Genomic DNA, 25,570 nt, shown 5'->3' on the forward strand with positions numbered 1-25,570 from the left:
GCGGGTGGTGGACCGCCCGTGAAACCCCAGTGGGTTCCCACAGAGCGCGATATCGCCGACGCACGAGTCACCGACTTCGCCCGATTCGCCCAACAGCGCACGGGGGCGACATTCCCCGACTACCACACGCTGTGGCGATGGTCGGTCGACGACCTCGAGGATTTCTGGGCCGCGGCGTGGGACTACTTCGAGGTCGGTGATCGTGGGCCGACCGTTCTCGAGGGCAGCGAGATGCCCGGCGCCCGGTGGTTTCCCGGCACCACGCTGAACTACGTCGACCAGATCTTCCGCCACGCGCGCACCGACCGGCCGGCGATCATCTACGTCAGCGAAGAGGGTCCCGACCGCGAGTTGTCCTGGGCCGAGCTGTCGGAACGGACCACAGCGTTCGCCGAAGCGTTGCGGGCAGCCGGCATCGGTCCCGGCGATCGTGTCGTCGGCTATCTCCCCAACATCCCGGAAGCGGTGATCGCCTTCCTCGCCACCGCCGCCGTCGGTGCGGTGTGGAGCGCCTGCGGCCAGGACTATTCGGCGAAGGCAGCGCTGGACCGGCTCGGTCAGCTCGAGCCGAAGGCACTGGTGTATGCAGACGGGTACACCTTCGGCGGAAAGTATCGCGACAGGAGCGAGGATGCCGCAGCGGTTCGTGCCGGGTTGCCGACGCTGAAGGCCACGTTCTCGGTCGACGATCTGGCCGCCCGCAGCGATGCCGATCTCGACCCGGCACCGGTGCCGTTCGATCACCCACTGTGGATCCTCTTCTCGTCAGGAACGACCGGGCTGCCCAAAGGCATCGTTCACGGTCACGGCGGCGTGGTGCTCGAACATCTCAAAGCCGTTGCGCTGCAATCCGACATCAGGAGTGACGACACCTTCTTCTGGTTCACGAGCCCGAGCTGGATGATGTGGAACTTCCAGGTCGCGGGGCTGCTCGTCGGTGCCACCGTCGTCTGCTACGACGGCAGCCCGTCGGCGGGCCGGCCGGACGCGCTGTGGGAGATCGCTGCGCGGGTCGGTGCGACGGTGCTCGGCACCAGCCCCGGCTACGTGCTGGGCTGCATGAAGGCCGACGCCGATCCGAAGGGAACTCACGACCTCTCGGCGTTGAAGACGGTCGGGATCACCGGGTCGTCGCTGCCGCCGGCGTCGTCGCTGTGGCTGCGTGACCATGTGGGCGAGCATGTCCAGGTGGCCTCGATCAGTGGCGGCACCGATGTGGTGTCGGCGTTCATCGGTGGTGTGCGGACGGTTCCAGTCTGGCCCGGTGAGCTGTCGGCGCCGTTCCTCGGTGTCGCGCTGGATGCGTGGGACGAGGCCGGCAAGCCGGTGCGGGGCGAGGTGGGCGAACTCGTCGTCACCAAGCCGATGCCGTCGATGCCGGTCTCCTTCTGGAACGATCCCGACGGGGAGCGTTACCGCGCAGCATATTTCGAGGATTATCCGGGCGTATGGCGCCACGGAGACTGGATCACGATCACTGAGCACGGCAGCGTGGTCGTGCACGGTCGGTCGGATTCCACGCTCAACAGGCATGGAATCCGGATGGGCAGCGCCGACATCTATCAGGCGGTCGAGAGTCTGCCGGAGGTCGTCGAATCGTTGGTGATCGGCGCCGAACAGCCCGACGGCGGCTACTGGATGCCGTTGTTCGTGGTCCTCGCCGACGGTGTGGAACTCACCGACGCGTTGCGCGACCGGATCAACAACACCATCAGAACCGAGGTGTCCCCGCGCCACGTGCCCGACGAGATCATCGTGGCCCCAGGCGTTCCGCACACGCGCACCGGCAAAAAACTCGAAGTGCCGATCAAGAAGCTGTTCCAGGGCGGCGACGCTGCCAAAGTCGTCGAGCGCAGCGCAGTGGACGACCCCGAACTGCTCGACTGGTACGTCACGCAGCGTCGAAGGTGATGAGGTCGATGCTGAGGCGGCCTTCGAGCAGGCTCAGCGTTCGTCGGATGGGTGGGCCGGGTAGTGGTGGGGCGGTGGACTGATACGTCGCTCCGGTCGGGGTGCTGAACTGCGCGACGTGGGCACCGTTGTCCTCGCTGGTGGTGACGGTCCAGCCGGGGGCGTCCTTGGTGTAATTGCAGGCTGCACAATCCCCCAACCCGTTGTGGGCGCTGGTCTCCCCTCCTGCCCGAACCGGGGTGGCATGGTCGCGGTGGCGGATCGGGGCATCACAATACGGGGTCCGGCACCTCTGATCGCGCAACCCGATGAACGCCGCCAACCCTTTCGGGAAGATCCGGGACCGCGACTCCATCGCCACCAACTGCCCCGAACGCGGATGACGATACAGCCGCCGCAGCGTCGCTTTGGTGTCCTTGTCGGCCACCGCGTCCCCGGTCAGCGTGCACGCGAACCCCGCCGGGATCGGCCCGTACCCTTCCAGCCACGCCGATTCCTGATCATCGCCGACCAGGGTGGTGTCGGCCATCACCAGATTCAACGCCACCGGCACCGGCGTGTCCGCGGGGCGTCCGGTGACCCTTTGGTAGACGGTGTCGGCCATCACCTGCCCGCGCGAGCGCCCGTCGAAAGTCGTGTCCGCGGCGCGCTTGCACGCCGCATACACCGCCACCCCCTGAGCGACCGGCAGCAGCACAGTCACATAGCTCATGGTGTCCGGCGCCGGGCGGATCGTCACACACCGGTCCCCAGCCGCGCGGGCAGCGCGTTCCACCACCGCCGCTGCGTCCAGACGCAGCGCGATCTTCTTGGCCTCAGCCTCCACCCGGTTGTTGCCCCACCCCACCAACCGCGACATATCCGCGCACAACTCGGCATCCAACTCACCGCGGTGCTCGACTGACAGACACGCCGATTCGCGCACGATCAGGGTGGCCCGCCACTCCGAGAGCACCCCACACTCCAACGCCGCCAACGTGTGCGGCATCTCGTGCACCAGCGCATTCGCGAAACCCAGATGCTGATTCCCTTTGACCGGAGCCTCATGGCGCGCCAATGCCACCTCCGAGGCCAACCCTTTGCCCCGCTTGGTCTTCGGCACCCCGGCCAATTCCTCCGAGGCGCGGCGCTTCTGCGCCCACAACGCCGTCGCCCGCGCTTGGGCCGCCGCAGCAGCCGACTTCAGCCGCTCGAAGTGCTCGACCTGCGCCCGCAAGACGGCCTCACCCGCCCCGGGGTCAACGTCGAACAAACTTTCGAACATGACACCAGGCTAGAGCACGCCACCGACATCCCGTCACCTCAGCGTCAGCTGCGCCGCATCCTGGTAGCGCAGCACCACCTCTGGTGTCGCTGCGGACTCATAGCAGGTGGATATCCCCACGTCCCACGACGGTGGCGCGTCGTGCCCCGAGAGCACCCAGGCCGCCTGCCTGGCGGCACCCAGCGCCACGTACTCGGCCGGCGTCGGCACGTGGACGGCCCGCTGGAACACGGCAGGCGCGATCCGCCGGACGGCTTCCGATCGAGCCCCACCGCCCACCAGGATGATGCGCTCGACGTCGACTCCCTGACCGGTGATCTTGTCGATGCAGTAGGCCATCGAGCACAGCAAGCCCTCCACCGCTGCGCGGGCGATGTTCGCGGAGTTGAGGTTTCGGAGCGTCACTCCGTGCAGGGCGCCGGAGGCTCGCGGCAGGTTCGGTGAGCGCTCGCCCTCGAAGTAGGGGACAAGGACCAGGCCATCGGCACCGGCGGGGGCTGACAGCGCAAGGCGATCGAACTCGTCGAAATCGACACCCAGCATGCCTGCGACCGCGGCCAGCACCGGCGCTCCGTTGAGAGTGCACGCCAGCGGGAGCTGGCGACCGGTCGCATCGGCGAAGCCGGCGACGATGCCCTCCGGGTCGTGCGCAGCCGACAGGCCGACCGCACTCGCGACCCCCGACGTACCCAGCGATACCACGCAGTCGCCGGTCCCTGCGTTCAATCCCAATGCGGCAGAGGCATTGTCACCGGCGCCGGGTCCCAGGATCGCTCCGTGGTGTGTGCTACCCGGGGAGTCGTGCGGTCCGAACACCCTCGGCACGAGGGGAGTTCGGCCTCTGAAGCCGAGATCGAGCAGATCGTCCTGATAGCTGTCGGTGCCCGCCGAAAAGTAGCCTGTGCCACTGGCGTCGCTGCGGTCGGTGCTGAGGTCGGCGATGTCGGAGGAGCCCGTCAGGCGCCACGTCAGCCAGTCATGCGGAAGACACACCGCCGCGGTGGCGTCGGCACGGTGCGGTTCGTTGTCGGCCAGCCAACGCAATTTTGTCAGCGTGATCGATGCGACCGGCACGACGCCGACGCGCTGCGCCCACACCGCGGGACCGCCGAGTTCCTCGACCAGCTGATCGGCCGCGTCGCCGGACCGGGTGTCGTTCCACAGCAGAGCATCTCGGACCAGGCGGCCGGCGGAATCGAGGCACACCATGCCGTGCTGTTGGGCTCCCACGGAGAGGGCGGCCACGTCGTCCAAACCGCCCGCCGCGGTGACCGCGCGCTGCAACGCATCCCACCAGAGGTTCGGATCGACCTCGGTGCCGTCCGGGTGAGGCGACGACGCCGACCGGATGATCCGGCCGGTGTCCGCGTCACAGATCAGCACCTTGCATGACTGAGTGGAGGAGTCGATCCCCGCAACAAGTGTCATCTCAGAACCTTCCGGGATCGGCGAGGACCGGCGCGAATGCGAGTTCAGCCGCGCCGATGAACAACGTGTCGGCGCCGAGGGTGGCTGGCACCACCTGCACCAGGGCCCGCGGCGCACCCATCGTGCGTCGCGCGAGTTCTTCGCGGAGCACCGCAGCGGCGTAGGCCGGGAACACCCGCAGGAATCCGCCGAGCACGATCAGCCGTGGGTTCAGCATGTTGATCGCATTACCCAGCGCGATGGCCAGCACTCGTGCCTGCCGGTTGAGCACGTCGCGCTCCGCGCTGCTGTGGCCGGGTGGCTCACTGCTGCCGCCGTCGAGTTCGGCGAGCAGGCCGGTCAGCGGTGCCAGGGTGACCTCGGTCTCCAGGCAACCGACACTGCCGCAGTGGCACTGTTCGCCACCGCCGACGTAGGTGTGCCCGAGTTCGCCCGCATAACCGGCAATACCCTCGAGAAGATCACCGCCGACCACAAAGCCGGCGCCGATACCGCTGGGACCGCCGTTGACGTAGATCAGATGGTCGGCGTCGCGGTGGTTGCCGAACAGGTGCTCCGCTATGGCCCCGACGTTGGCGTCATTGGCGGCAATGGTCGGCAAACCCGTTGCTGCGCTGAGCATCTGACCGATCTCGACATCGTGCCAGTCGAGGTTGGGTGCCAGCTGCACTGCCGACTCCGGACCGTGTACCAGCCCCGGCACCGCCACTCCGATGGCTGTCACCGCCTGCCCGTCACGCAGGCCGCACCGGATCCGAGCCACCGCGGCGGCCGCGATGTCCACGGTGTCTGCCGCAGTCGGAACCCGGTCGGTCGGGCACCGCACCACGTCCAGAACCGCACCGCCCATCGCCACCACACCCACGGTGACGGCGTCGACCTCGGGTGTGACCGCGACCGCGAGCACCCGCTGACCGGGGCGCACGATGGCGCTGGGCCGCCCGACCTGCGATGCCGACGGTGCGGGCGATTCGGCCACCAGGCCGCGGGTCACCAACTCCTCGACGAGATCCTTGGTGGTGGATCGCGACAATCCGGTGTGGCGGGTCAACTCGGCGCGGCTGAGAGCACGGTGACGGTGCACCAGTGTCAAGACGCTGGACAGATTGCGCCGCCGGACGTCGTCGGTACTGGTGCCCACACGAACAACCCGATGGTTGTCGGTCCGTCTCACCGGCACATCTGCTCCCCTCGTCTTCGGCCTTGACAGTGGCGCAGGCCACATCTTATGTTCGCACGGAGAACAAAATAAACCATTCGCCACAGTTTTGGCCCGCATCGCCGGGTGTCATGAGTTTCGAGGAGTACCCGATGACCGTTCTGGAGTCCAGCATTCCCGCAGCGGAGGCTCTCGTGCCGCGACCGTCGGACAAATTCTCCTTCGGTCTCTGGACGGTCGGCTGGCCGGGCAACGATCCGTTCGGGGTCGCCACCCGGCCTGCGCTCGACGCCGTGGAGGCTGTCGAGCGGCTGGCCGAGTTGGGCGCCTACGGTCTGACGTTCCACGATGACGATCTGTTCGCATTCGGCAGCTCCGACACGGAGCGGCGACGGACGATCGACCGATTGACTTCCGCACTGGCCGACGCGGGTCTCGTCGTGCCGATGGTCACCACCAACCTGTTCACCCAGCCGGTCTTCAAGGACGGCGGGTTCACCAGCAACGACCGTTCCGTGCGTCGCTTCGCCCTGCGCAAGGTGCTCCGCAACCTCGATCTGGCCGCCGAACTCGGTGCCCAGACCTTCGTGATGTGGGGCGGGCGAGAAGGCGGCGAGTACGACTCCGCCAAGGACGTCCAAGCTGCCCTGGAACGTTATCGCGAGGCACTTGATCTGTTGTGCCAGTACGTGATCGATCAGGGCAGCGGACTCCGGTTCGCGATCGAGCCCAAGCCCAACGAGCCTCGCGGTGACATCCTGCTGCCAACGGTGGGGCACGCGCTGGCGTTCATCGACACCCTCGCTCACCCGGACATGGTCGGCGTCAACCCCGAGACGGGCCACGAGCAGATGGCCGGATTGAACTTCGTGCACGGCATCGCCCAAGCGCTCTACAGCAAGAAGCTTTTCCACATCGACCTGAACGGCCAGCGGGGCATCAAGTTCGACCAGGACCTGGTGTTCGGTCACGGCGATCTGGCCAATGCCTTCGCGTTGGTGGATCTGCTCGAGCACGGCGGCCCGGATGGCGGGCCGGCCTACGACGGACCGCGGCACTTCGACTACAAGCCCAGTCGCACCGAAGACGCCGACGGGGTGTGGGCATCGGCGGCGGCCAACATGCGGATGTATCTGCTGCTGCGTGCCAGGGCGGCGGCATTCCGGTCAGACCCGGCAGTCGTCGCCGCGATGGCACGGGCAAAGGTGGCCGAACTGCGCACGCCGACCCTGAACCCGGGCGAAACCTACGTCGAGTTGCTGGCCGATCGGACAGCCTACGAGGACTTTGATGCCGACTCTTATTTCGGTGCAAAGGGTTTCGGGTTTGTGGAGTTGAATCAGCTTGCCCTCGAGCACCTGATGGGCGCTCGATGAGCGAGGTGCTGGACGTGACGTGCGTCACGTTATATGTTGCTCACGTTTACAAAAGCCCGTGGCCGCGATGGTCGTCGGTGCTGCCACTATCCACACCACCTATCTGGAGGCGAGTTCCGTGAAACGTACGAGCACCTTTCTCACTGCCGTACTCACGACCACTGTCGTCGGTCTCACCCTCAGCGGGTGCAGCAGCAGCGACTCGGGGAGCGGAAGTGGTCAGAGCGCAGGCGGAAAGATCGGCGTCATCCTGCCCGACACCAAATCCTCGGTCCGGTGGGAGTCCAAAGACCGACCGGCGCTGGAAGCCGCGTTCGAGGAAGCCGGGGTCGAGTACACCATCCAGAATGCCGAGGGCTCGGCCGACCAGATGGCCACCATCGCCGACGGCATGATCGCCGACGGTGTCACGGTGCTGGCCATCGTGAACCTGGACTCCGACAGCGGTGCCTCGATTCAGCAGAAGGCCGCCGCCCAGGGCGTCAAGACCATCGACTACGACCGGCTGACACTCGGCGGCTCCGCTGACGTTTACGTGTCGTTCGACAACACCAAAGTCGGTGAGCTGCAGGGCCAGGGCCTTGTCGACTGCCTCGGCGGCAATCCGGCCAACGTCGTCTTCCTGAACGGTTCGCCGACCGACAACAACGCCACGCTGTTCTCCGCCGGCGCGCACTCGGTGGTCGACGCCACCCCGACCATCACCATCGTCGGCGAACAGGCCGTCCCGGAATGGGACAACGACGAGGCGGTCACCATCTTCGAGCAGCTCAACACCGCGGCCGACGGCAGGATCGACGGCGTGTACGCCGCCAACGACGGGCTTGCCGGGTCGGTCATCTCGATCCTGGAGAAGAACCAGCGCGCGGGCCAGGTGCCGGTCACCGGGCAGGACGCGACCGTTGAGGGCCTGCAGAACATCCTTGCCGGCACGCAGTGCATGACCGTGTACAAATCCGCCACCGAGGAGGCCGGCGCGCTGGCCGAAGCCGCGATCGCGCTGGCGGCCGGGCAGCAGCCCGAGACCAACAGCACTTCCCGGGATGACCAGGGGAACCGCGACGTGCCCTCGGTGCTGCTGACCCCGCAGTCGATCACGAAGGACACCGTCGACATCGTGTTCACCGACGGAGGTCAGTCCAAGGACGAGGTGTGCGCGGGACAGTTCGAAGCGATGTGCGCCGCGGCGGGAGTCTGAACGACATGACGTCCAGTGTTGAACCGATCCTCGAATTACGGGGGGTGAACAAGAGTTTCGGGGTCGTGCACGTGCTGCACGACATCGACTTCCAGGTCTATCCCGGCGAGGTCACCGCACTGGTCGGTGACAACGGCGCGGGGAAGTCGACGCTGGTGAAGGCGATCGCCGGGATCCATCCGATCGACACCGGGACGTACCTGTTCCAGGGATCCCCGGTGACCGTGCACGGTCCCAACGACGTGTCGGCGCTCGGTGTGGAGGTCGTGTACCAGGACCTCGCGCTGTGCGACAACCTCGACATCGTCGAGAACATGTTCCTCGGTCGTGAGCTCAAGCACCGCGGGATGCTCGACGAAGCGCGCATGGAGACGATGGCCCGCGATGCGCTGAAGTCGTTGTCGGTGCGGACCGTGAAGTCGGTGCGGCAGACGGTGTCCAGCCTTTCCGGAGGCCAGCGCCAGACCGTGGCTATCGCCAAATCGGTGCTGTGGAACTCCAAAGTGGTGCTGCTCGACGAACCCACGGCGGCGCTCGGTGTCGCACAGACCCGCCAGGTGATCGATCTCGTGCGCCGGCTGGCCGACCAGGGTGTGGGTGTTGTGCTGATCTCCCACAACATGATTGACGTCCTCGAGGTGGCCGATCGGATCTGCGCGCTGTACCTCGGCCGGGTTGCTGCCGACGTCAAGGCCGCCGATGTCACCCACAGCGAGGTGGTCGAACTCATCACCGCCGGGCGGTCAGGCGACCGCGGGCTGGCGCCGGCCGATGCCGCCGAGTCGATGTGACGGACGTGAAGGACACTCCCATGACCACAGTCAGCTCTCAATCGAGGGGCAGTTCGCAACCCGAGGGCGCGCTGGCCGAGTCCGACTTCGCCGTCGACGCCCGAGCGGACGAGGGTTTCGGCGACGCCGTGCGGACCTATCTGCGCAGGGTCCGCGGCGGCGACATGGGGTCGCTGCCTGCGGTTCTCGGGCTCATTGTGCTGTTCGTGGTGTTCGGCCTGGCCAACGACCGGTTCCTGTCGGCACTCAACCTTGCCAACCTCGTCACCCAGGCCGGGTCGATCTGTGTGCTGGCGATGGGACTGGTCTTCGTCCTGCTGCTCGGGGACATCGACCTGTCCGCGGGCGTGGCGGGGGGCGTGGCCGCCTGTGCGATGGCCCTGAGCATCGTCAACACCGGCCTGCCCTGGTGGGTTGCCATGGCGGCGGGCATCGCCACCGGCGCGCTGATCGGCGTGATGATCGGTGCCCTGCGGGCCAAACTCGGCATCCCGTCCTTCGTGGTGACCTTGGCGTTCTTCCTTGGGCTACAAGGGGTCACGCTCAAACTCATCGGTGAGGGCGGGTCGGTCCGCGTCGACGATCCCGTCATTCGTGGCATCACCATCAACAACCTGTCGGTGACCGCGGGCTGGACCATCGCCCTGTTGGTGGTCATCGGTTTCGGTGCGCTGGAGGTCTACCGCTATCGCACCAAGAAGGAGCTCGGGCTGGCGCACCCCCCGTTCGGGATCGTGGTGGCCCGGGTTGCCGGCCTCGCGGTGGTGACCCTGGGGGTGACCTACGTGCTGAGCATCAACCGCAGCGTCAACCCGAACGTGGAGATCCGCGGAATCCCCTATGTGCTGCCCATCATCCTGGTGCTGCTGATCGTGTTGACCCTGGTGCTCAACCGCACGTCCTACGGCAGACACATCTACGCGGTCGGCGGTAACGCCGAAGCGGCCCGGCGCGCGGGCATCTCGGTCGACCGCATCAGGGTGTCGGTGTTCATCGCATGCTCGTCGCTGGCGGCGTTGAGCGGGATCATCGCGGCGTCCTACGCCGGCAAGGTATCGGCGTCCTCGGGTGCCGGCAACACCCTGCTGTACGCGGTCGGCGCCGCCGTCATCGGTGGCACCAGTCTGTTCGGCGGCAAGGGACGAGCCGTGGATGCGGTGATCGGCGGGGTCGTGGTCGCGACGATCGCCAACGGACTCGGCCTGTTGAATCAGTCGTCCTACATCAACTTCCTCGTCACCGGAGGCGTGCTGCTACTCGCGGCGAGCGTGGATGCGATCTCGCGCCGACGGCGCTCGTCCACCGGCCTGGGGTGACCCGAGCACTAGCCCAACCACGAACCGATCCGCCGAACCGCTTCGGTGATGTCGTCGGACGGCCCCGCGAACGACAACCGCACGGACGCCCCGCCGCGAACAGTGTCGAAGTCGACCCCGGGTGCGATCGCAACCCCGGTGTCGGACAACAACGTCGAGCAGAACGCGAGCGAATCGGTGGTGAGATGGGAGACATCGGCGTAGACGTAGAAGGCGCCGTCGGTCGGGGCCAGTCGGTCGATGCCGATCCCGCGCAGTCCGTCGAGCAGCAGCGTCCGGTTGGCGGAGTAGCCGTCGAGCAGCGAATCGGCCTCGGCGATCGATTCGGAGGTGAACGCCGCGATGGCTGCGTCCTGGGACAGCGTCGGCGGGCAGATCGTGAAGTTACCGGTGAGGCAGTCGACGGCCCGCTTCAACTCGTCGGGCACCAGCAGCCAGCCCAGCCGCCACCCGGTCATCGCGAAGTACTTCGAGAAGCTGTTCACCACAACGGCTTCCCGCGATGTCTCCCACGCGCAACTGGTCGCAGGCGAACCGTCGTACACCAGCCCGTGGTACACCTCGTCGCTGATGAGACGGACTCCCGACGACTCACACCAGGTGGCGATCGCTGCGAGTTCCTCGGGTGGGATCACCGTCCCGGTCGGGTTCGCGGGACTCGCCACGACCACCCCGGCGACCGGTGGATCGAGCGCATCCAGCATCTGCACCGTGGGCTGGAACCGCGTGTCGGGGCCGCACGGTAGTTCGACGACCTCGCACCCGAGCGCCGACAGGATGTTGCGGTAACACGGGTAGCCGGGGCTGGCGATCGCCACCCGGTCGCCGACGTCGAAGCAGGCGAGGAACGCCAGCAGGAATCCGCCCGACGAGCCGGTGGTCACCACGACATCGCGCGGTTCGACCTCGAGCGCGTGGCGGTTCCAGTACGTATCCGCGATCGCCGCCCGTAGCTCCGGTTTGCCCAACGCCACCGTGTAGCCGAGTTGGTTGCGGCCCAGCGCTGCGACGGCCGCGTCGCGAACCGGGGTGGGCGCTCCCGCGCTGGGTTGGCCCGCGGACAGGTTCACCAGGTCGCCATGGGTGCGCTGCCGTTCTGCCGCGGCCAGCCACACATCCATCACGTAGAACGGTGGGATACCTGCCCGCAGCGAAACCGTCACGACTTCAGGCTAGAACACCTGCGATTCGAGGCGACGCAGGTGCTCGCGGGCGGGCCCCAGAAGCTGTGCGCTCCCGTGGGCACGCTTGAAGTACAACTGGATGTCGCTTTCCCAGGTGATCGCGATGCCGCCGTGCAACTGGACGGCCTCGGCGGCCACGGTCGAGAACGCCTCGCTGGCGGCAACCCGGGCGAGCGCGGCCGACGTCGGGTTCGGGTCCGCCACGGCCTCGTCGACGACCGCCCGTGCCGACTGCACAGCGACATAGAGGTCGGCCATCCGGTGCTTGAGCGCCTGGAAGCTACCGATCGGCCTGCCGAACTGGACGCGGTCCTTCGTGTACTGCACCGTCAGGTCCAGGCACCGCGATGCGGCGCCGATCTGCTCGGCGGCCAGCAGGATCGCCGCGATGTCCGCAAGCCCGGGGTCCCGCCCCATCGGCGAGGTCTCTCCTGCGTGGACTCGAGCCAACCGGCGCGTCGGATCCATCGAGGTGGCCGGTTCGGCGGTGAAAGACTGCCAGCGCGTGAGGGTCTCACCGTCGGTGGCGATCACCACGTCGGCGACGTCTCCGTTCACGACGTAGCCGGGGTCGAAAACGACCGCACCGACCGACGATCCCTCCGCCAGCTTCTCGAGTGTCTCGCCGTCGGGTTCGTCGGCCGACAGCAGCGCCCACTCGGCCAGCGTGGTCCCCAGCAGGGGGGCGGGCACCAGGGCCTTGCCCAGCTCCTCGAGCGCCACCGCGGCATCGGCGAGTTCGCCGCCGGCGCCGCCCAGTTCCTCGGGTACCACCAGGGCTGCGACGCCGACCTGCTCGCACAGCATCTGCCAGAGCGACTCGTCGTATCCGCGCTCCGAATCCATCGCCTCACGAACCGCTTCGGGTGGTGCGTGCTTGTCGACCAGGGCGGCGACGGTGTCGCGCAGCAGTTCCCGCTCTTCTGTCATGCGCGATCCGCCTTCGCTACTCGCTGAACCGTCATGCTGTCAGTGCCTCCAATACTCGGCGCCTGTGCCACGTCGGGTCACCCCACGCGGGCCGCAGCGCCTGCACCCGGACCAGAAGCAGGGACAGGTCATGCTCCTGGGTGAATCCGATGGCACCGTGCGTCTGCAGCGCCGAGCGCGCGGCGAGCAGTGCGGCGTCGGCCGCAGCGACCTTGGCGGCGCTGACGTCGCGCGAGGTATCGGCCGACCCGTCAGCCAGTGCCAACGCAGCTCCATACACCAGTGGCCGCGCCAATTCGATCGCGATCAGCACATCGGCGAGCTTGTGCTTGATCGCCTGATAGGTGCCGATGACGGTGCCGAATTGGCTGCGCTGTTTGGCGTATTCGACGGCGGCATCCAACATCGCCTGACCTGCACCGACCAGCTGAGCTGCGGTAGCCAGCGCGCCGAACTCGAAAGCACGGTCGACATCGGCCGACTGCGGATCACCGGACGCATTGACGTCGAACAGCTTTCGGCTGAGGTCGACCGACTCGTGCGCCTCACCGGCCACGCCGTCGCGCACCTGTCCGTCTTCGGCGAGCAGAACCAGACCCGCGGTGTCGGCGTCAACCGCGCGGGGGACCGTGGGCGGCAGCGCCACCGTCGCAATCAGCTCACCGGAAGCCAGGGCGGCGCTGCGCTCGTCGGCTGCCAGCAGAATCGGTGCCACCGCGATGGATTCGGTCACCGGTCCCGGCACTGCCCAGCGCCCGAGCCGCTCCATGGCCACCACGAGGTCGGCGGGGTGTGCCTCGATGCCGTCGAACTTCTCGGGCACCATCAGGGCCGTCACACCGAGGTCGGCCAGTTGTGCCCACACCTTGCGGCCGGGCGCGGTGTCGCCGGCACCCCAGGCGCGTACGGCGCCGGGCAGGTCGGCAGCGCCCAGCGCGGCGTCGATGCTGGCCGCGAAGTCACGCTGCTGGTCGTCTATCTCAAAGTTCACTGATCGTCTACTTTCGGGGCAGGCCCAGGAGTCGTTCGGCGATGATGTTGCGCTGGATCTCGTTGGTGCCGGCGTAGATCGGGCCGCCGAGGGCGAACAGCAGACCGTCGGTCACCGGGTCGGCGAGGTCACCGTCGGCGCCGCGCAGGTCCAACGCGGTCTGGTGTAGGGCGACGTCGAGGTCGGACCAGAAGACCTTGGTCACCGATGATTCCGCCCCCAGTTCGCCACCGTTGCTCACCCGGGTGACGGTTCCGAACGTGTGCAACCGGTAGGCCTGGGCCTTGATCCATGCGTCGGCGACGCGGTCGGTGAAAGCCGGATCGGGATTGTCGCGCCACTGGGCCACCAGGCGTTCGGCGGGTGCGATGAACCGTGCGGGGCTGCGCAACGACATTCCGCGTTCATTGCTGGTCGTGCTCATCGCCGCGCGCCAGCCCTCGTGTACGCCGCCGATGACGTCGTCGTCGGGCACGAACACGTCGTCGAGGAAGATCTCGCCGAATCCGGTGTCACCGCCGAGCTGCGCGATCGGCCGCACGGTGACGCCGTCGGCCTTCAGGTCGAACATGAAGTACGTCAGCCCCTTGTGCCGCTGCGCTTCGGGATCGGAGCGGAACAAGCCGAAAGCCCGCTCCCCGAAGACCGCCCGTGAGCTCCAGATCTTCTGGCCGTTGAGAAGCCAGCCGCCCTCGGTCTTGGTCGCCGTCGATCGCAGCGACGCCAGGTCGCTGCCGGACTCCGGCTCCGACCAGGCTTGCGCCCAGATTTCCTCGCCGCTGGCCATTTTCGGCAGGATCCGCTTCAGTTGGTCGGCAGTCCCGTGGGCGAACAGGGTCGGCGCCAACATCGACGTGCCGTTGGCGCTCGCGCGTCCCGGGGCGCCGGCGCGAAAGTACTCCTCCTCGTAGACGATCCACTGCAGCAGCGTGGCGTCACGACCGCCGTACTCGGCCGGCCACGTGATCACCGACAGCCCGGCGTCAAAAAGCACCTTGTCCCAGTGCCGGTGCTGCTCGAAGCCTGCGGCGGTGTCGTAGGACTGCGTCGGGAACGAGTCCTTGTTCGCCGAGAGGAAGTCGCGCACCTCGGACTGGAACTCGAGGGTGGCGTCGTCGAAGTTGAGGTCCAACTCAGGCCCTTTCTGTGTTCTCGGGTCGTTGCCGGAGCTGCGGTTTGACGACCTTGCCGCCGGGGTTGCGCGGCAGCGCGTCGAGGAACACCACCGACCGTGGGGTCTTGAAGTTCGCGAGATGCTCTCGGGTGTGGTCGATCACGGTCTTCTCGTCGAGCTCGACGTCCGGCAGCGTGACCACAAAAGCCTTGCCGACCTCACCGAGCCGCTCGTCGGGGACCCCGATCACCGCCGCTTCCGCGACTCCGTCGAGACGGGCCAGCACCTGCTCGATCTCGGCGGGGTAGACGTTGAAGCCGCCGCAGATGTACATGTCCTTGAGCCGGTCGGTGATCTTGAGGTTCCCGGCGTCATCGAGTTCGCCGACATCGCCGGTGTGCAACCAGCCGTCGCCGTCGATCGCGGCGGCAGTGGCGTCGGGGTCGTCGAGATAACCCAGCATCACGTTGGGGCCGCGCAGCAGCACCTCTGCCTGGTCGCCGATCCGGAGTTCGAAGTCCGCGATCGGGCGTCCCGACGTGGTGGCCACGGTGACCGCGTCGTCCTCGGCCCGGCACATCGTGCCGAAGCCGCTGGCCTCGGTCAGGCCGTAGGCGGTCAGCACGATGTCGATGTCGAGTTCGGTCTGCATGCGCTCGATCAGTACGACGGGGATGGTGGCTGCCCCGGTGACCGCGAATCGCAGCGAGCTCAGGTCGTAGCCGCCGCGGTCGGGGTGGTCGAGCAGGGTCTGGTAGATCGTGGGCGGACCGGGCAGCACGGTGATCCGGTGCTCGGCCACGGCGCCCATCGCCTGCAGCGGGTCAAAGGTCAGCTGCGGGAACAGGGTTGCGCCGGTCTGCAGGCAGGCCAGGATGCCGGCTTTGTAGCCGAAGTTGTGGAAGAACGGGTTGATGCACAGGTAGCGGTCCTCGCGTGTGACCTGGCCGCACGCGGCCCAGGCGGCAGACGCGGCGAGGGACTGGCGATGCGCGCACCGCACCCCCTTGCTGCGACCCGTGGTCCCCGAGGTGAACAGGATGTCGGAGACGTCGTCGGGGGTGACGGCGGCGGCGCGGGCGTCAACGACCGTCAGGTCGCCGCCCCGGGCGACGAACTCGTCCCACGTGCCGTCGGCCTTCTCGATCGGGACCCGCACGACGTGGCGCAGCGAGGGGAGGGCATCTCTGACTTCGGGGTGGTTGACGCTCGCGGCCTTGTCCGAGCCGAGGAACTCACCTGAGGCGAACAGCAGCGGGGCCTCGGTGCGGGTGAGGATATCTGTGGCCTCGCTTGCGGTGTAGCGCGTGTTCAGCGGGACGAGCACACCGCCGGCGTAGTGGACGGCCAGGCTGGCCACCACCCAGTGCCAGGTGTTCGGCGACCAGATCGCGACGCGGTCGCCCGGCGCGACGCCCAGGTCGATCATCGCCGAGGCGGCGTGCCGGACCTCGTCACGCAGCTCGGCGAACGTCAACGTCCTGTCCGGCGTGACCACGGCGGGGTGGTCGGGAATCTCGTCCGTGATCCGGTCGAGAACCGCCGGAGTGGTCCTCAGCTGGGTCATCGATGCTCCCTCTAACAAAGCAAGTGCTTGGTAGGTTAGCCTACAGGGGTGATAGAGGTCCAGGAGTTCAGGGCTGAGGTCCGCGACTGGCTTGCCGAGAATCTTGTCGGTGAGTACGCCGCGCTGAAGGGCCTCGGTGGCCCCGGCCGCGAGCACGAAGCGTTCAAGGAACGTCGGGAATGGAACCAGCATCTGGCAGCCGCCGGGCTGACCTGTCTGGGCTGGCCCGAAGAACACGGCGGCCGTGGGCTCTCCGTTGCGCACCGGGTCGCGTTCTACGAGGAATACGCCAAGGCGAACGCCCCCGACAAGGTCAACCATCTGGGCGAGGAACTGGTCGGACCAACGCTCATCGCCTACGGCACTCCCGAGCAACAGAAGCGTTTCCTGCCCAAGATCCTCGACGTCACCGAACTGTGGTCGCAGGGTTACTCCGAGCCCGGCGCGGGCAGCGACCTCGCCAACGTCTCCACCACCGCGACGCTCGACGGCGATCAGTGGGTGATCAACGGGCAGAAGGTGTGGACCTCGCTGGCTCACTGGGCGCAGTGGTGCTTTGTGATCGCCCGCTCCGAGAAGGGCTCCAAGCGGCACGCCGGCCTGTCCTATCTGCTGGTGCCCCTCGACCAGCCCGGAGTCGACATCCGTCCGATCATCCAGCTGACCGGTGACTCGGAGTTCAACGAAGTCTTCTTCGACAACGCCCGCACCGACGCCGACCTCGTGGTCGGGGAACCGGGCGACGGGTGGCGGGTCGCGATGGGGACGTTGACTTTCGAGCGGGGCGTGTCGACGCTGGGCCAGCAGATCCGTTATGCCCGGGAGCATTCCAACCTGGTGGAGCTGGCCAAGCGCACCGGTGCGGCCGATGATCCGCTGATCCGGGAGCGATTGACGCGGTCCTGGACCGGGCTGAACACGATGCGGGCCTACGCGCTGAAGACGATGGATGTGGAACAGCCGGGGCAAGATAACGTGTCGAAGTTGTTGTGGGCCAACTGGCATCGCGAACTCGGCGAGATCGCGATGGACGTGCAGGGCATGGCTGGGCTGACCTTGGACGGCGGCGAGTTCGACGAGTGGCAGCGGCTGTACCTGTTCTCCCGCTCGGACACCATCTACGGCGGATCCAACGAGATCCAGCGCAACATTCTCGCCGAGCGGGTGCTCGGCCTTCCCCGGGAGATGAAGCCCTCGTGACACTTTCAGTACCGCCGAATGAGATCGACGGACACGGTCTGCTGACCGACAAGGTCGTCCTGGTGACCGCGGCCGCAGGCACCGGTATCGGATCCTCGGTGGCCCGGCGGGCTCTTGCCGAAGGCGCCGACGTCGTCGTCTCCGACTTTCACGAGCGCCGCCTCGGTGAGACCCGGGACCAGCTTGCCGGCCTCGGTCTGGGCCGCGTCGAAGCCGTGGTGTGTGACGTGACGTCGACCGCCGCGGTTGATGCACTGATCACCGATGCGGTGGCTGCGATGGGCCGGCTCGACGTGCTGGTCAACAACGCCGGTCTCGGCGGCCAGACGCCCGTCGTCGACATGACCGACGACGAATGGGACCGCGTGCTCGACGTGACGCTGACGTCGACGATGCGCGCGACGCGCGCCGCGTTGCGGTACTTCCGTGACGCACCACACGGCGGCGTCATCGTCAACAACGCCAGCGTGCTCGGGTGGCGGGCGCAGCATTCGCAGTCGCACTATGCGGCCGCCAAGGCCGGTGTGATGGCACTGACCCGGTGCAGCGCCATCGAAGCCGTCGAATACGGCGTGCGGATCAATGGGGTGTCCCCGAGCATCGCGCGGCACAAGTTCCTCGAGAAGACCAGCAGCTCCGAGCTGCTCGACCGGCTCTCGGAGGGCGAGGCGTTCGGCCGCGCTGCGGAGCCGTGGGAGGTCGCTGCCACGATCGCGTTCCTGGCCAGCGAGTACTCCAGTTACCTGACCGGCGAAGTGATCTCGGTGTCGAGCCAACATCCATGACGGCCGAGCGCCCGGCCGCCCCGGCCAACACCCGACGCGACGAGCTCCTGGCGCTCGCCGCGACGATGTTCGCCGAGCGCGGGATGCGTGCCACCACCGTGCGCGACATCGCCGACTCCGCGGGGATCCTGTCCGGCAGCCTCTACCACCACTTCTCGTCGAAGGAGGAGATGGTCGACGAGGTGCTGCGCGGATTTCTCGACTGGTTGTTCCACCGCTACCAGGAGATCGTCGCGACGGAGCCGAATCCGGTGCAACGTCTCAAGGGTCTGTTCATGGCATCGTTCGAGGCCATCGAGACCCAGCACGCGGCGGTGGTCATCTACCAGGACGAGGCCAAACATCTGTCCTCGCAGCCGCGGTTCGCCTATGTGGACGAGCGCAACCGGGAACAGCGCCAGATGTGGGTCGAGGTGCTGACCCAGGGCATCGAGGAGGGCTACTTCCGCCCCGACGTCGACGTCGATCTGGTGTACCGATTCATCCGCGACACCACCTGGGTCTCGGTCCGCTGGTACCAGCCGGGTGGACCACTGACAGCTGAGCAGGTCGGCAAGCAATACCTCGCCATCGTGCTCGGTGGCATAACGACAGAAGGAGTCTGAACATGGCAGCGTCAGAGGCATACGTCGTCGACGCGGTGCGCACCGCGATCGGCAAGCGCAACGGATCGCTCGCCGGGATGCACCCCGTCGACCTGGGCGCCGCCGCTTGGCGCGGCCTGTTCGAGCGAGTCGACGTCGACCCCGGCGCAGTGGACGACGTCATCGCCGGCTGTGTCGACGCGATCGGCCCGCAGGCCGGCAATATCGCCCGATTGTCCTGGCTGGCAGCCGGATTCCCCGAAGAGGTCCCCGGTGTCACCGTCGACCGGCAGTGCGGTTCGTCTCAGCAGGCCATCTCCTTCGGCGCGCAGGCGATCATGTCGGGCACAGCCGATCTGATCGTGGCCGGCGGAATGCAGAACATGAGCCAGATCCCGATCAGCTCGGCCATGATCGTCGGCGAACAGTTCGGATTCACCTCTCCGACAAATGAATCGAAGAGCTGGCTGCACCGCTACGGCGACCAGGAGATCTCCCAGTTCCGCGGCTCGGAGATGATCGCCGAGAAGTGGAACCTGTCCCGCGAGGAGATGGAGCAGTACGCGCTCACCAGCCATCAACGCGCGCAGGCCGCAATCCGCGCCGGGCATTTCGACAACGAGATCCTCGAGGTCGACGGGTTCCGTGTCGACGAGGGCCCGCGCGACACCTCGCTGGAGAAGATGGCCGGCCTCAAGACCCTCGTCGAGGGTGGTCGCCTGACCGCGGCCATGGCCAGCCAGATCTCCGACGGCGCCAGCGCGGTACTGCTCGCCTCCGAAAGTGCAGTGAAGGCGCACGGCCTCAAGCCGCGGGCACGCATCCATCACATCAGCGCACGCGGCGCGGATCCGGTCTTCATGCTCACCGGACCGATCCCGGCGACCCGCTATGCGCTGGAGAAGACGGGGCTGTCGATGGACGACATCGACACCGTCGAGATCAACGAGGCGTTCGCACCGGTGGTCCAGGCCTGGCTCAAGGAGACCAAGGCGGATCCGGAGAAGGTGAATCCGAGCGGCGGCGCGATCGCGCTCGGACACCCACTCGGTGCCACCGGCGCAAAGCTCTTCACCACCATGCTGAACACGCTGGAGCGTATCGGCGGCCGCTACGGTCTTCAGACGATGTGCGAGGGCGGCGGCACCGCCAACGTCACCATCATCGAACGCCTCTGACCCAACCGCCGAAACTGTATTCCACGCGACACAACAACCAAAAGTGGCGCGTGGAATACAGTTTCGGCGAAATCAGTGGTCGTGGACGATGACGCCGCGGATGTTACGGCCGGCACGCATGTCCTCGTAACCCTCGTTGACCTCGGCGAGTTTGTACTCGTGCGTCACGGTTTCGTCGAGCAGTAGTTTGCCCTCGCGGTACAGGCTGAGCAGTCGCGGGATGTCGGCGCGGGGATTTGCCTCGCCGTAGAGGCTGCCCAGAAGTCTCTTCTGGAACAGCGTGAACATCATCAGGCCCAACGTCGGCGAGTTGTCGGCCAGCGTGGACAGGGCCGTCATCACGATCGCGCCGCCCTTGCGGACGATGTTGGCGGCATCTTCGAGCATCGAGCCCTCGAGCAGGCCCATCGTGAGGATCGCCGAGTCGGCCATCACGCCGCGGGTCAGCTCTGCGACCAGTTCGGTGGCTTCGGGCAGCGATGAGACGAAGTGTGTCGCGCCGAGCTGAAAAGCCTTCTCCCGCTTGGCTTCGACCGGCTCGACGACGACGATCTTCTCCGCACCGGCCAGTCTGGCGCCTTGGACCGCTCCGCTGCCGATGCCACCGAAGCCGATGACGACGACCGTGTCGCCCGGTCGCACGTCGGCGGTGTGCACCGCGGACCCCCATCCGGTGGTGACGCCGCACCCGAGCAGACAGGCGCGCGAGAGGGGAATGTCGTCGTCGATCTTGACGATCGACGCCTCGGGCACGGTGCCGTATTGCGAGAACGTCCCGACGAGCGCCATGACGCCGACGTCCTGCCCGTTGACGTGGCGCCGGTAGGTGCCGTCGAGTTGGGTGCCGGCCATGATCAACGCGCCGAGGTCACAGAGATTCTGATGGCCGGTGGAACAGAACCGGCACCGCCCGCACGCCGGCAGGAACGATGCGACGACGTGGTCGCCGGGTGCCAGACCGATGACACCCGGGCCGACCTCCCGCACGATGCCCGCACCCTCGTGGCCGCCCACGAGTGGAAGCGGCGCCGGCAGGTCCCCGGTGCGGATGTGCTCGTCGGAGTGGCACAGGCCGGTGGCCTCCCAGGACACCAGCACCTCGCCGTCTTTGGGTGGGTCGAGGTCGATCTCTTCGATGGTCCAGTCGGAGCCGTACTCCCACAGAATCGCGGCGTTGGTCTTCATCCGTCGGAGTCTAGGAACATGCTCCGCTCGCCGAGGTCGATTCGGCTAGCGGATGTGACCGGCCGCTGATCGGAGGTGTTCGACCGCGTCGGCGACGATCGAGTCGATCAACTCGGCGCAGGTCGGCAGGTCGTCGATGATGCCGGCGACCTGACCCGATGCCAGCACCCCGGCCTCGGTGTTGCCCTCGACCAGGCCGGCCTTCAGCAGCATCGGGGTGTTGGCCGCCATCACCACCTGTGACCAGGTCAGCTCCTTGCCACGGCGCATCGCCAGACCGTCGCGGACCAGCGACCGCCAGGTCATCCCGGACATCTTCTTGAACTTCTGGGCGTTGCCCACCGCGGCAGCGAGACCCCGGACCGGGGAGCCGCCCTCGAGCTTCTCCACCAGTCCGGTGCGCAGCACCCGGTGCGGCATGCCGTCGACCCGGGTGGAGACGACGGTTCCGTCGAGGGCCGCCTGCAGGTAGCGCTGCTTGACCGCGTCGGGGACGGTGGAGTCCGACGTCAGCAAGAACCTCGTTCCCATGGCGACTCCCGCTGCCCCGTAGGACAGCGCGGCGGCCAGACCCCGGCCGTCGAAGAAGCCGCCCGCCGCGATCACCGGCATCCCGGTGTCGGCGACGGCGTCGAGCACCGACGGCAGCAGCAGCGTGGTGGCGATCGGTCCGGTGTGACCGCCGCCCTCGCCGCCCTGCACGATGACGGCGTCGGCGCCCCAGCCCGCGACCTTCTTCGCATGTTTGGCCAGTCCGACCGACGGAATGACCACCACACCAGCCTCTTTGAGCTTGGCGATGAGTTCCGGCTTGGGTGCCAGGGCGAAGGAGGCGACTTTGACTCCTTCGCTGATCAGGAGGTCGACGCGCTGATCGGCGTCGCCGGCGTCGGCACGCATGTTGATGCCGAAGGGTTTGTCGGTGGCGGCTTTGACCTTGCCGACCGCCGTTCTGAGCTCGTCGAGTGTCATCGTCGCCGACGCCAGGATGCCCAGACCGCCGGCATTCGACGTAGCGGCCACCAGTCGCGCTCCGGCGACCCAGCCCATGCCGGTCTGGACCACGGGGTGCTCGATGCCGACGAGTTCGGTCAGCGGGGTCTTCAGAGAAGTCACTTGACTTCCTTGTCGCGCAATGATTTCGGGTCGATGACCTCACGGAGGAGCTTCTGCTCGTCACCCGAGGGCAGCCGACTGGTCTGCGCCGAGTCCAGCCCGTGGACCTCGAACGAGGTGTTGTCGGCGACCTGGTCGGCTTCGACGCCGGGATGCAGCGACAATGCGCGCATCTGATGGTCGGGTCCGTTGAAGTCGAAGACACCGAGATTGGTCACCACCCGGAACACGTTCACGAAGCGGTAAGCGGGGTTGACGGGATTGCCGTCGCTGTTGAAAAGAACCTTGTCCCAGCCGATCCCCGAGACGATGTCGACGGACTCGCCGAACACCCGTTTGGAGTGATTGCCGACCCAGTAGCTGGTGGCGTGGTTGATGGTGTTGCCGGGGGCGCCCCGCACCCCGAACATCTGGCGGGTCGGGTGCTGCAGCGGCCCGAACGCCGACAGGTTCTGGTTGCCGTAACGGTCGATCTGGTTGGCGCCCATGACAACATGGCGCCGGCCCCAGGCCAGCGTTTCGAAGACCCGGCCGAACGGCATCCAGCCCTCCATCGTGGCTGCGGCGCCGATGGCCGGAGTGTCGGCGATCAGACGGGCTTCGCCGTCGGACAACACGATGTCGGGGGAGAAGGTCAGCCGTGCCAGGCGGGCGCCGATCGAGACGATGGTGGTCATCGGGCTGACCATGATCTCGCCGGCATCGCGGAAGAGTTCGGCACAGGCGATGGCGCACACCTCGGCGCGGGTCGCAGAGATCATTTGGCAGCTTCCTTCGCGGCGGCTTGCTCTGCGGCGAAACTGCGCACCGCCGCCTGGTAGTCGGCTTCGCTTCCGGACAGGTAGGTCTCGACGAACGCGGCCCACGTGTCGTCGGAACCGGCCGCCTCGGCGTAGTGACGCTGGAACTTCTCGTCACGCCGGTAGTCGGGTTCGTTCAGGGTGAAGTGGGCACCGTTGGGCGCCTCGACCACAGTGTCGACCATCATGCGGTTGATCAGCAGCGCCTGTGGCGGAACCGATTTCACCAGCTCTTCGGTGGGAACCACCCTCTCCACCGACAGGTAACGCCTCTCGGCGGCCATCAGGAACAGGTCGTCGAAGTAGGGGTCGATGCCGGTGTAGGCCGCGTTGCCCCTCGCGTCACCGAGATTCATGTGCACAAACGCCGCGTCCAACCTCAGCGCCGGCATCGCGACCAGCTCCTCGTAACCCTCACCCGTGGGGTAGGGCGAACGCACCGTCTTGAGCTCGTCGCCCCAGAACGCCCGGACGTCGCTACCCAGTCCGGCGCGAATCGGAAGGAACGGCAACCGTTGCGCCGCTGCCTGTAAACCGCAGCGCAGCATGCCCTCGTCCATCTCGCGGGCCTCGAGGGCACCCGAGGTGCGGGCCTTGGCGAACCACGGATCGTAGAACGGCGGGGAGTCCAACGACACGAAGCCGTAGTAGACGCGCTTGACCTTGCCCGCCGAGCAGAGCAGACCCAGGTCGGGCCCCCCGTAGGTGACCACCGTGAGATCGGTGACGTCGGTGCGCAGCAAGGCGCGCACGAACGCCATCGGCTTGCGCCGGGAACCCCAGCCGCCGAGCCCGATCGTCATACCGCTCTCGATCGACGAGACAGCCTCGTCGAGAGTTGTTCTCTTGTCTGCCATACTATTTTGATCCCTTGTCAGTTCCCGCGAATGCGTCACGGTGCTCATCGGAGACACCCGCCAGGTTCAGCTCGAACGTGAAGCCCTGTTCCATCCGGTATCGGGCGTTGACCGGTTGGACGTCGATGAAGTTCAACGCCTCCTTCGCGGCGCGGATCACCCGGGTGTCCTTGGAGGCGATGTCGCGGGCGACGCGCAGCGCAGCCTCGTCCAGATCGGCGCGCGGAACCACCTCGTGCACGGAGCCGAAGTGGTGCAGGGTCTGGGCGTCCACAGTCGCTGCCGTGAAGAACAACCGACGCATCATGTGCTGCGGCACCAGGCGGGACAGGTGGGTGGCTGCGCCCAACGCGCCGCGTTCCACCTCGGGGAGGCCGAACTTCGCGTCGTCGGAGGCGACGATGACGTCGGAGTTGCCGACGAGGCCGATGCCGCCGCCCACACAGAAGCCGTTGACCGCGGCCACGACCGGCACTTCGCATTCGTAGACAGCCCGGAACGCGTGGAAGCAGCCGCGATTGGCGTCGATGAGCGCACCGAAGCCCTCGGTGTTCTGCATCTCCTTGATGTCGACGCCGGCGTTGAACCCGCGTCCCTCGGCGCGAAGGATGACCACATGCGTGCTGTGGTCACGGCCCGCGGCGGTGATGGCGTCGCCGAGTTCGAACCATCCGCGCGACGGGATCGCATTGACGGGTGGGTAGTCGACGGTGACGGAGACGATGCCCGGCTCCACGGTCTTGGTCGCAATCGTCATGTGAACTCCTGAGCTGACACCCTGGGGGTGGCTACCTAAGCAAGCACTTGCTTGGTACGCTAGCACAGTGACTGACGCCGTCGACAGTGACCTTCAAGCCATCCGCTTAGCGTTGACCGGTCGGGTCGTGCTCGTCACCGGAGGTGTTCGCGGCGTCGGGGCAGGCATCAGCAAGGTGTTCGCCGACCAGGGCGCCACGGTGGTGACGTGTGCGCGCCGACCCGTCGAGGGGCTGCCCTATGACTTCCATCCGTGCGACATCCGCGACGACGAGTCGGTCAAGGCGCTGGTCGCAGCGATCGTGGCCGACCACGGGCGCCTCGATGTGGTCGTCAACAACGCGGGTGGTTCGCCCTACGTTCTGGCCGCCGACGCCTCGGCCAAGTTCAGCACCAAGATCATCGAGCTCAACCTGCTTGGCGCGCTGTCGGTCTCGACGCATGCCAATGCCGTGATGCAGACCCAGGACTCCGGCGGCGTGATCGTCAACATCACCAGTGTCAGCGGGCGGCGACCCACGCCCGGCACTGTGGCCTACGGCGCGGCGAAGGCGGGCGTGGAGAACATGACCGCCACGCTCGCGGTCGAATGGGCACCGAAGGTCCGGGTGAACTCGGTGGTGGTGGGGATGGTCGAGACCGAACAGTCGGAGCTGTTCTACGGCGACGCCGACTCCATCGCCGCGATCTCCAAGAACGTTCCGCTCGGCAGACTCGCCAAGCCGGCTGACATCGGTTGGGCGACAGCGTTCCTCGCTTCACCGGCGGCGGCATACATCAGTGGCGCCTCACTCGAGGTGCACGGTGGCGGGGAACCGCCGCACTACCTCTCGACCACCACCGCAGACATCAAATAACGCATCAACAAGCAAGGAGACCA

23 protein-coding genes are annotated in these 25,570 nt (G+C 66.9%); 10 read left to right on the forward strand and 13 right to left on the reverse strand.

All coding sequences use genetic code 11. The features are described from left to right. Positions 1 to 18: 18 nt before the first annotated feature. The gene (locus ABDC78_RS19890) at positions 19 to 1,911 is read left to right on the forward strand and encodes an acetoacetate--CoA ligase (protein WP_347133161.1); all 1,893 of its coding nucleotides are present in this window, start codon (positions 19 to 21) and stop codon (positions 1,909 to 1,911) included. On the opposite strand, the gene ABDC78_RS19895 is transcribed toward ABDC78_RS19890, so the two are convergent. The 3 genes from ABDC78_RS19895 to ABDC78_RS19905 are packed head-to-tail and all read right to left on the reverse strand — an operon-like array spanning position 1,892 to position 5,744. Then, positions 1,892 to 3,175, reverse strand: coding sequence for a DUF222 domain-containing protein (locus ABDC78_RS19895; RefSeq protein ID WP_178361590.1), 1,284 nt, complete (start codon positions 3,173 to 3,175; stop codon positions 1,892 to 1,894). The two genes, ABDC78_RS19890 and ABDC78_RS19895, sit on opposite strands and share 20 nt — an antisense overlap. A 33-nt stretch (positions 3,176 to 3,208) precedes the next feature. After that, on the reverse strand, positions 3,209 to 4,603 hold the full coding sequence (locus tag ABDC78_RS19900; protein WP_178361591.1) for an FGGY family carbohydrate kinase: 1,395 nt from the start codon (positions 4,601 to 4,603) through the stop codon (positions 3,209 to 3,211). A 1-nt stretch (position 4,604) separates the two neighbouring features. Beyond that, the gene (locus ABDC78_RS19905) at positions 4,605 to 5,744 is read right to left on the reverse strand and encodes an ROK family transcriptional regulator (RefSeq protein ID WP_347133162.1); all 1,140 of its coding nucleotides are present in this window, start codon (positions 5,742 to 5,744) and stop codon (positions 4,605 to 4,607) included. A gap of 170 nt (positions 5,745 to 5,914) precedes the next feature. On the opposite strand from ABDC78_RS19905, the gene xylA reads away from it, so the two are divergent. From xylA to ABDC78_RS19925, 4 genes are all read left to right on the forward strand, one after another. Beyond that, the gene (xylA, locus tag ABDC78_RS19910) at positions 5,915 to 7,138 is read left to right on the forward strand and encodes a xylose isomerase (protein ID WP_178361593.1); all 1,224 of its coding nucleotides are present in this window, start codon (positions 5,915 to 5,917) and stop codon (positions 7,136 to 7,138) included. A 118-nt stretch (positions 7,139 to 7,256) separates the two neighbouring features. Then, positions 7,257 to 8,336, forward strand: coding sequence for a substrate-binding domain-containing protein (locus ABDC78_RS19915; RefSeq protein WP_178361594.1), 1,080 nt, complete (start codon positions 7,257 to 7,259; stop codon positions 8,334 to 8,336). Positions 8,337 to 8,341: 5 nt separating this feature from the next. Further along, complete coding sequence (locus ABDC78_RS19920) at positions 8,342 to 9,127, forward strand: ATP-binding cassette domain-containing protein (protein WP_178361595.1); 786 nt, start codon at positions 8,342 to 8,344, stop codon at positions 9,125 to 9,127. Positions 9,128 to 9,147: 20 nt separating this feature from the next. Continuing rightward, positions 9,148 to 10,443, forward strand: a complete 1,296-nt coding sequence (locus tag ABDC78_RS19925; protein ID WP_178361596.1) for an ABC transporter permease — start codon at positions 9,148 to 9,150, stop codon at positions 10,441 to 10,443. 8 nt (positions 10,444 to 10,451) lie between these two features. On the opposite strand, the gene ABDC78_RS19930 is transcribed toward ABDC78_RS19925, so the two are convergent. Genes ABDC78_RS19930 through fadD3 form a run of 5 tightly spaced genes read right to left on the reverse strand, consistent with a single transcriptional unit; the run spans position 10,452 to position 16,229 of the window. After that, on the reverse strand, positions 10,452 to 11,564 hold the full coding sequence (locus ABDC78_RS19930) for a pyridoxal phosphate-dependent aminotransferase (RefSeq protein ID WP_218621419.1): 1,113 nt from the start codon (positions 11,562 to 11,564) through the stop codon (positions 10,452 to 10,454). A gap of 51 nt (positions 11,565 to 11,615) precedes the next feature. Continuing rightward, a complete protein-coding gene (locus ABDC78_RS19935; protein WP_178361598.1) occupies positions 11,616 to 12,557 on the reverse strand; it encodes an acyl-CoA dehydrogenase family protein in 942 nt (313 codons plus the stop codon). 31 nt (positions 12,558 to 12,588) lie between these two features. Then, a complete protein-coding gene (locus ABDC78_RS19940; RefSeq protein ID WP_178361599.1) occupies positions 12,589 to 13,548 on the reverse strand; it encodes an acyl-CoA dehydrogenase family protein in 960 nt (319 codons plus the stop codon). 7 nt (positions 13,549 to 13,555) lie between these two features. Then, complete coding sequence (locus ABDC78_RS19945) at positions 13,556 to 14,680, reverse strand: acyl-CoA dehydrogenase family protein (RefSeq protein WP_178361600.1); 1,125 nt, start codon at positions 14,678 to 14,680, stop codon at positions 13,556 to 13,558. A gap of 1 nt (position 14,681) precedes the next feature. Next, entirely contained in the window at positions 14,682 to 16,229 is a 1,548-nt protein-coding gene (gene fadD3, locus ABDC78_RS19950; protein WP_178361601.1) for a 3-((3aS,4S,7aS)-7a-methyl-1,5-dioxo-octahydro-1H-inden-4-yl)propanoate--CoA ligase FadD3, read from the reverse strand. Positions 16,230 to 16,277: 48 nt separating this feature from the next. Here fadD3 and ipdE1 point away from each other — a divergent pair, with 48 nt between their 5' ends. From ipdE1 to fadA6, 4 genes are read left to right on the forward strand one after another with little or no spacing between them, the layout of a single operon-like run. Further along, positions 16,278 to 17,429: an acyl-CoA dehydrogenase IpdE1 gene (ipdE1, locus tag ABDC78_RS19955; RefSeq protein ID WP_178361602.1), complete on the forward strand. Its 1,152-nt coding sequence runs from the start codon at positions 16,278 to 16,280 to the stop codon at positions 17,427 to 17,429. Beyond that, positions 17,426 to 18,214, forward strand: a complete 789-nt coding sequence (gene ipdF / locus ABDC78_RS19960) for a (5R,7aS)-5-hydroxy-7a-methyl-1-oxo-2,3,5,6,7,7a-hexahydro-1H-indene-carboxyl-CoA reductase (RefSeq protein ID WP_178361603.1) — start codon at positions 17,426 to 17,428, stop codon at positions 18,212 to 18,214. The genes ipdE1 and ipdF overlap by 4 nt, the downstream gene beginning before the upstream one ends. Next, positions 18,211 to 18,819, forward strand: coding sequence for a TetR family transcriptional regulator KstR2 (gene kstR2 / locus ABDC78_RS19965; RefSeq protein ID WP_178361604.1), 609 nt, complete (start codon positions 18,211 to 18,213; stop codon positions 18,817 to 18,819). Before ipdF ends, kstR2 begins: the two co-directional genes overlap by 4 nt. Positions 18,820 to 18,821: 2 nt before the next feature. Further along, a complete protein-coding gene (fadA6, locus tag ABDC78_RS19970) occupies positions 18,822 to 19,976 on the forward strand; it encodes a steroid 3-ketoacyl-CoA thiolase FadA6 (protein ID WP_178361605.1) in 1,155 nt (384 codons plus the stop codon). 72 nt (positions 19,977 to 20,048) lie between these two features. On the opposite strand, the gene ABDC78_RS19975 is transcribed toward fadA6, so the two are convergent. From ABDC78_RS19975 to echA20, 5 genes are read right to left on the reverse strand one after another with little or no spacing between them, the layout of a single operon-like run. After that, positions 20,049 to 21,161, reverse strand: a complete 1,113-nt coding sequence (locus tag ABDC78_RS19975; RefSeq protein WP_178361606.1) for an NDMA-dependent alcohol dehydrogenase — start codon at positions 21,159 to 21,161, stop codon at positions 20,049 to 20,051. A 45-nt stretch (positions 21,162 to 21,206) separates the two neighbouring features. Then, positions 21,207 to 22,277, reverse strand: coding sequence for a (3aS,4S,5R,7aS)-5-hydroxy-7a-methyl-1-oxo-octahydro-1H-indene-4-carboxyl-CoA dehydrogenase (ipdC, locus tag ABDC78_RS19980; protein WP_178361607.1), 1,071 nt, complete (start codon positions 22,275 to 22,277; stop codon positions 21,207 to 21,209). Continuing rightward, positions 22,274 to 23,038 carry a cholesterol ring-cleaving hydrolase subunit IpdB gene (gene ipdB, locus ABDC78_RS19985; protein ID WP_178361608.1) on the reverse strand — a complete coding sequence of 255 codons (765 nt, stop codon included), beginning with the start codon at positions 23,036 to 23,038 and terminating at the stop codon, positions 22,274 to 22,276. The genes ipdC and ipdB overlap by 4 nt, the downstream gene beginning before the upstream one ends. Next, positions 23,035 to 23,934 (reverse strand): cholesterol ring-cleaving hydrolase subunit IpdA, encoded by a 900-nt coding sequence (gene ipdA, locus ABDC78_RS19990; RefSeq protein WP_178361609.1) that lies wholly within the window; start codon positions 23,932 to 23,934, stop codon positions 23,035 to 23,037. Before ipdA ends, ipdB begins: the two co-directional genes overlap by 4 nt. A gap of 1 nt (position 23,935) precedes the next feature. Next, positions 23,936 to 24,691: a (7aS)-7a-methyl-1,5-dioxo-2,3,5,6,7,7a-hexahydro-1H-indene-carboxyl-CoA hydrolase gene (echA20, locus tag ABDC78_RS19995; RefSeq protein ID WP_178361610.1), complete on the reverse strand. Its 756-nt coding sequence runs from the start codon at positions 24,689 to 24,691 to the stop codon at positions 23,936 to 23,938. Positions 24,692 to 24,758: 67 nt separating this feature from the next. Here echA20 and ABDC78_RS20000 point away from each other — a divergent pair, with 67 nt between their 5' ends. Further along, positions 24,759 to 25,547, forward strand: a complete 789-nt coding sequence (locus tag ABDC78_RS20000; protein ID WP_178361611.1) for an SDR family oxidoreductase — start codon at positions 24,759 to 24,761, stop codon at positions 25,545 to 25,547. The last annotated feature ends 23 nt before the right edge of the window (positions 25,548 to 25,570 follow it).

Source organism: Mycobacterium sp. DL (assembly GCF_039729195.1).
Classification (GTDB): domain Bacteria; phylum Actinomycetota; class Actinomycetes; order Mycobacteriales; family Mycobacteriaceae; genus Mycobacterium; species Mycobacterium hippocampi_A.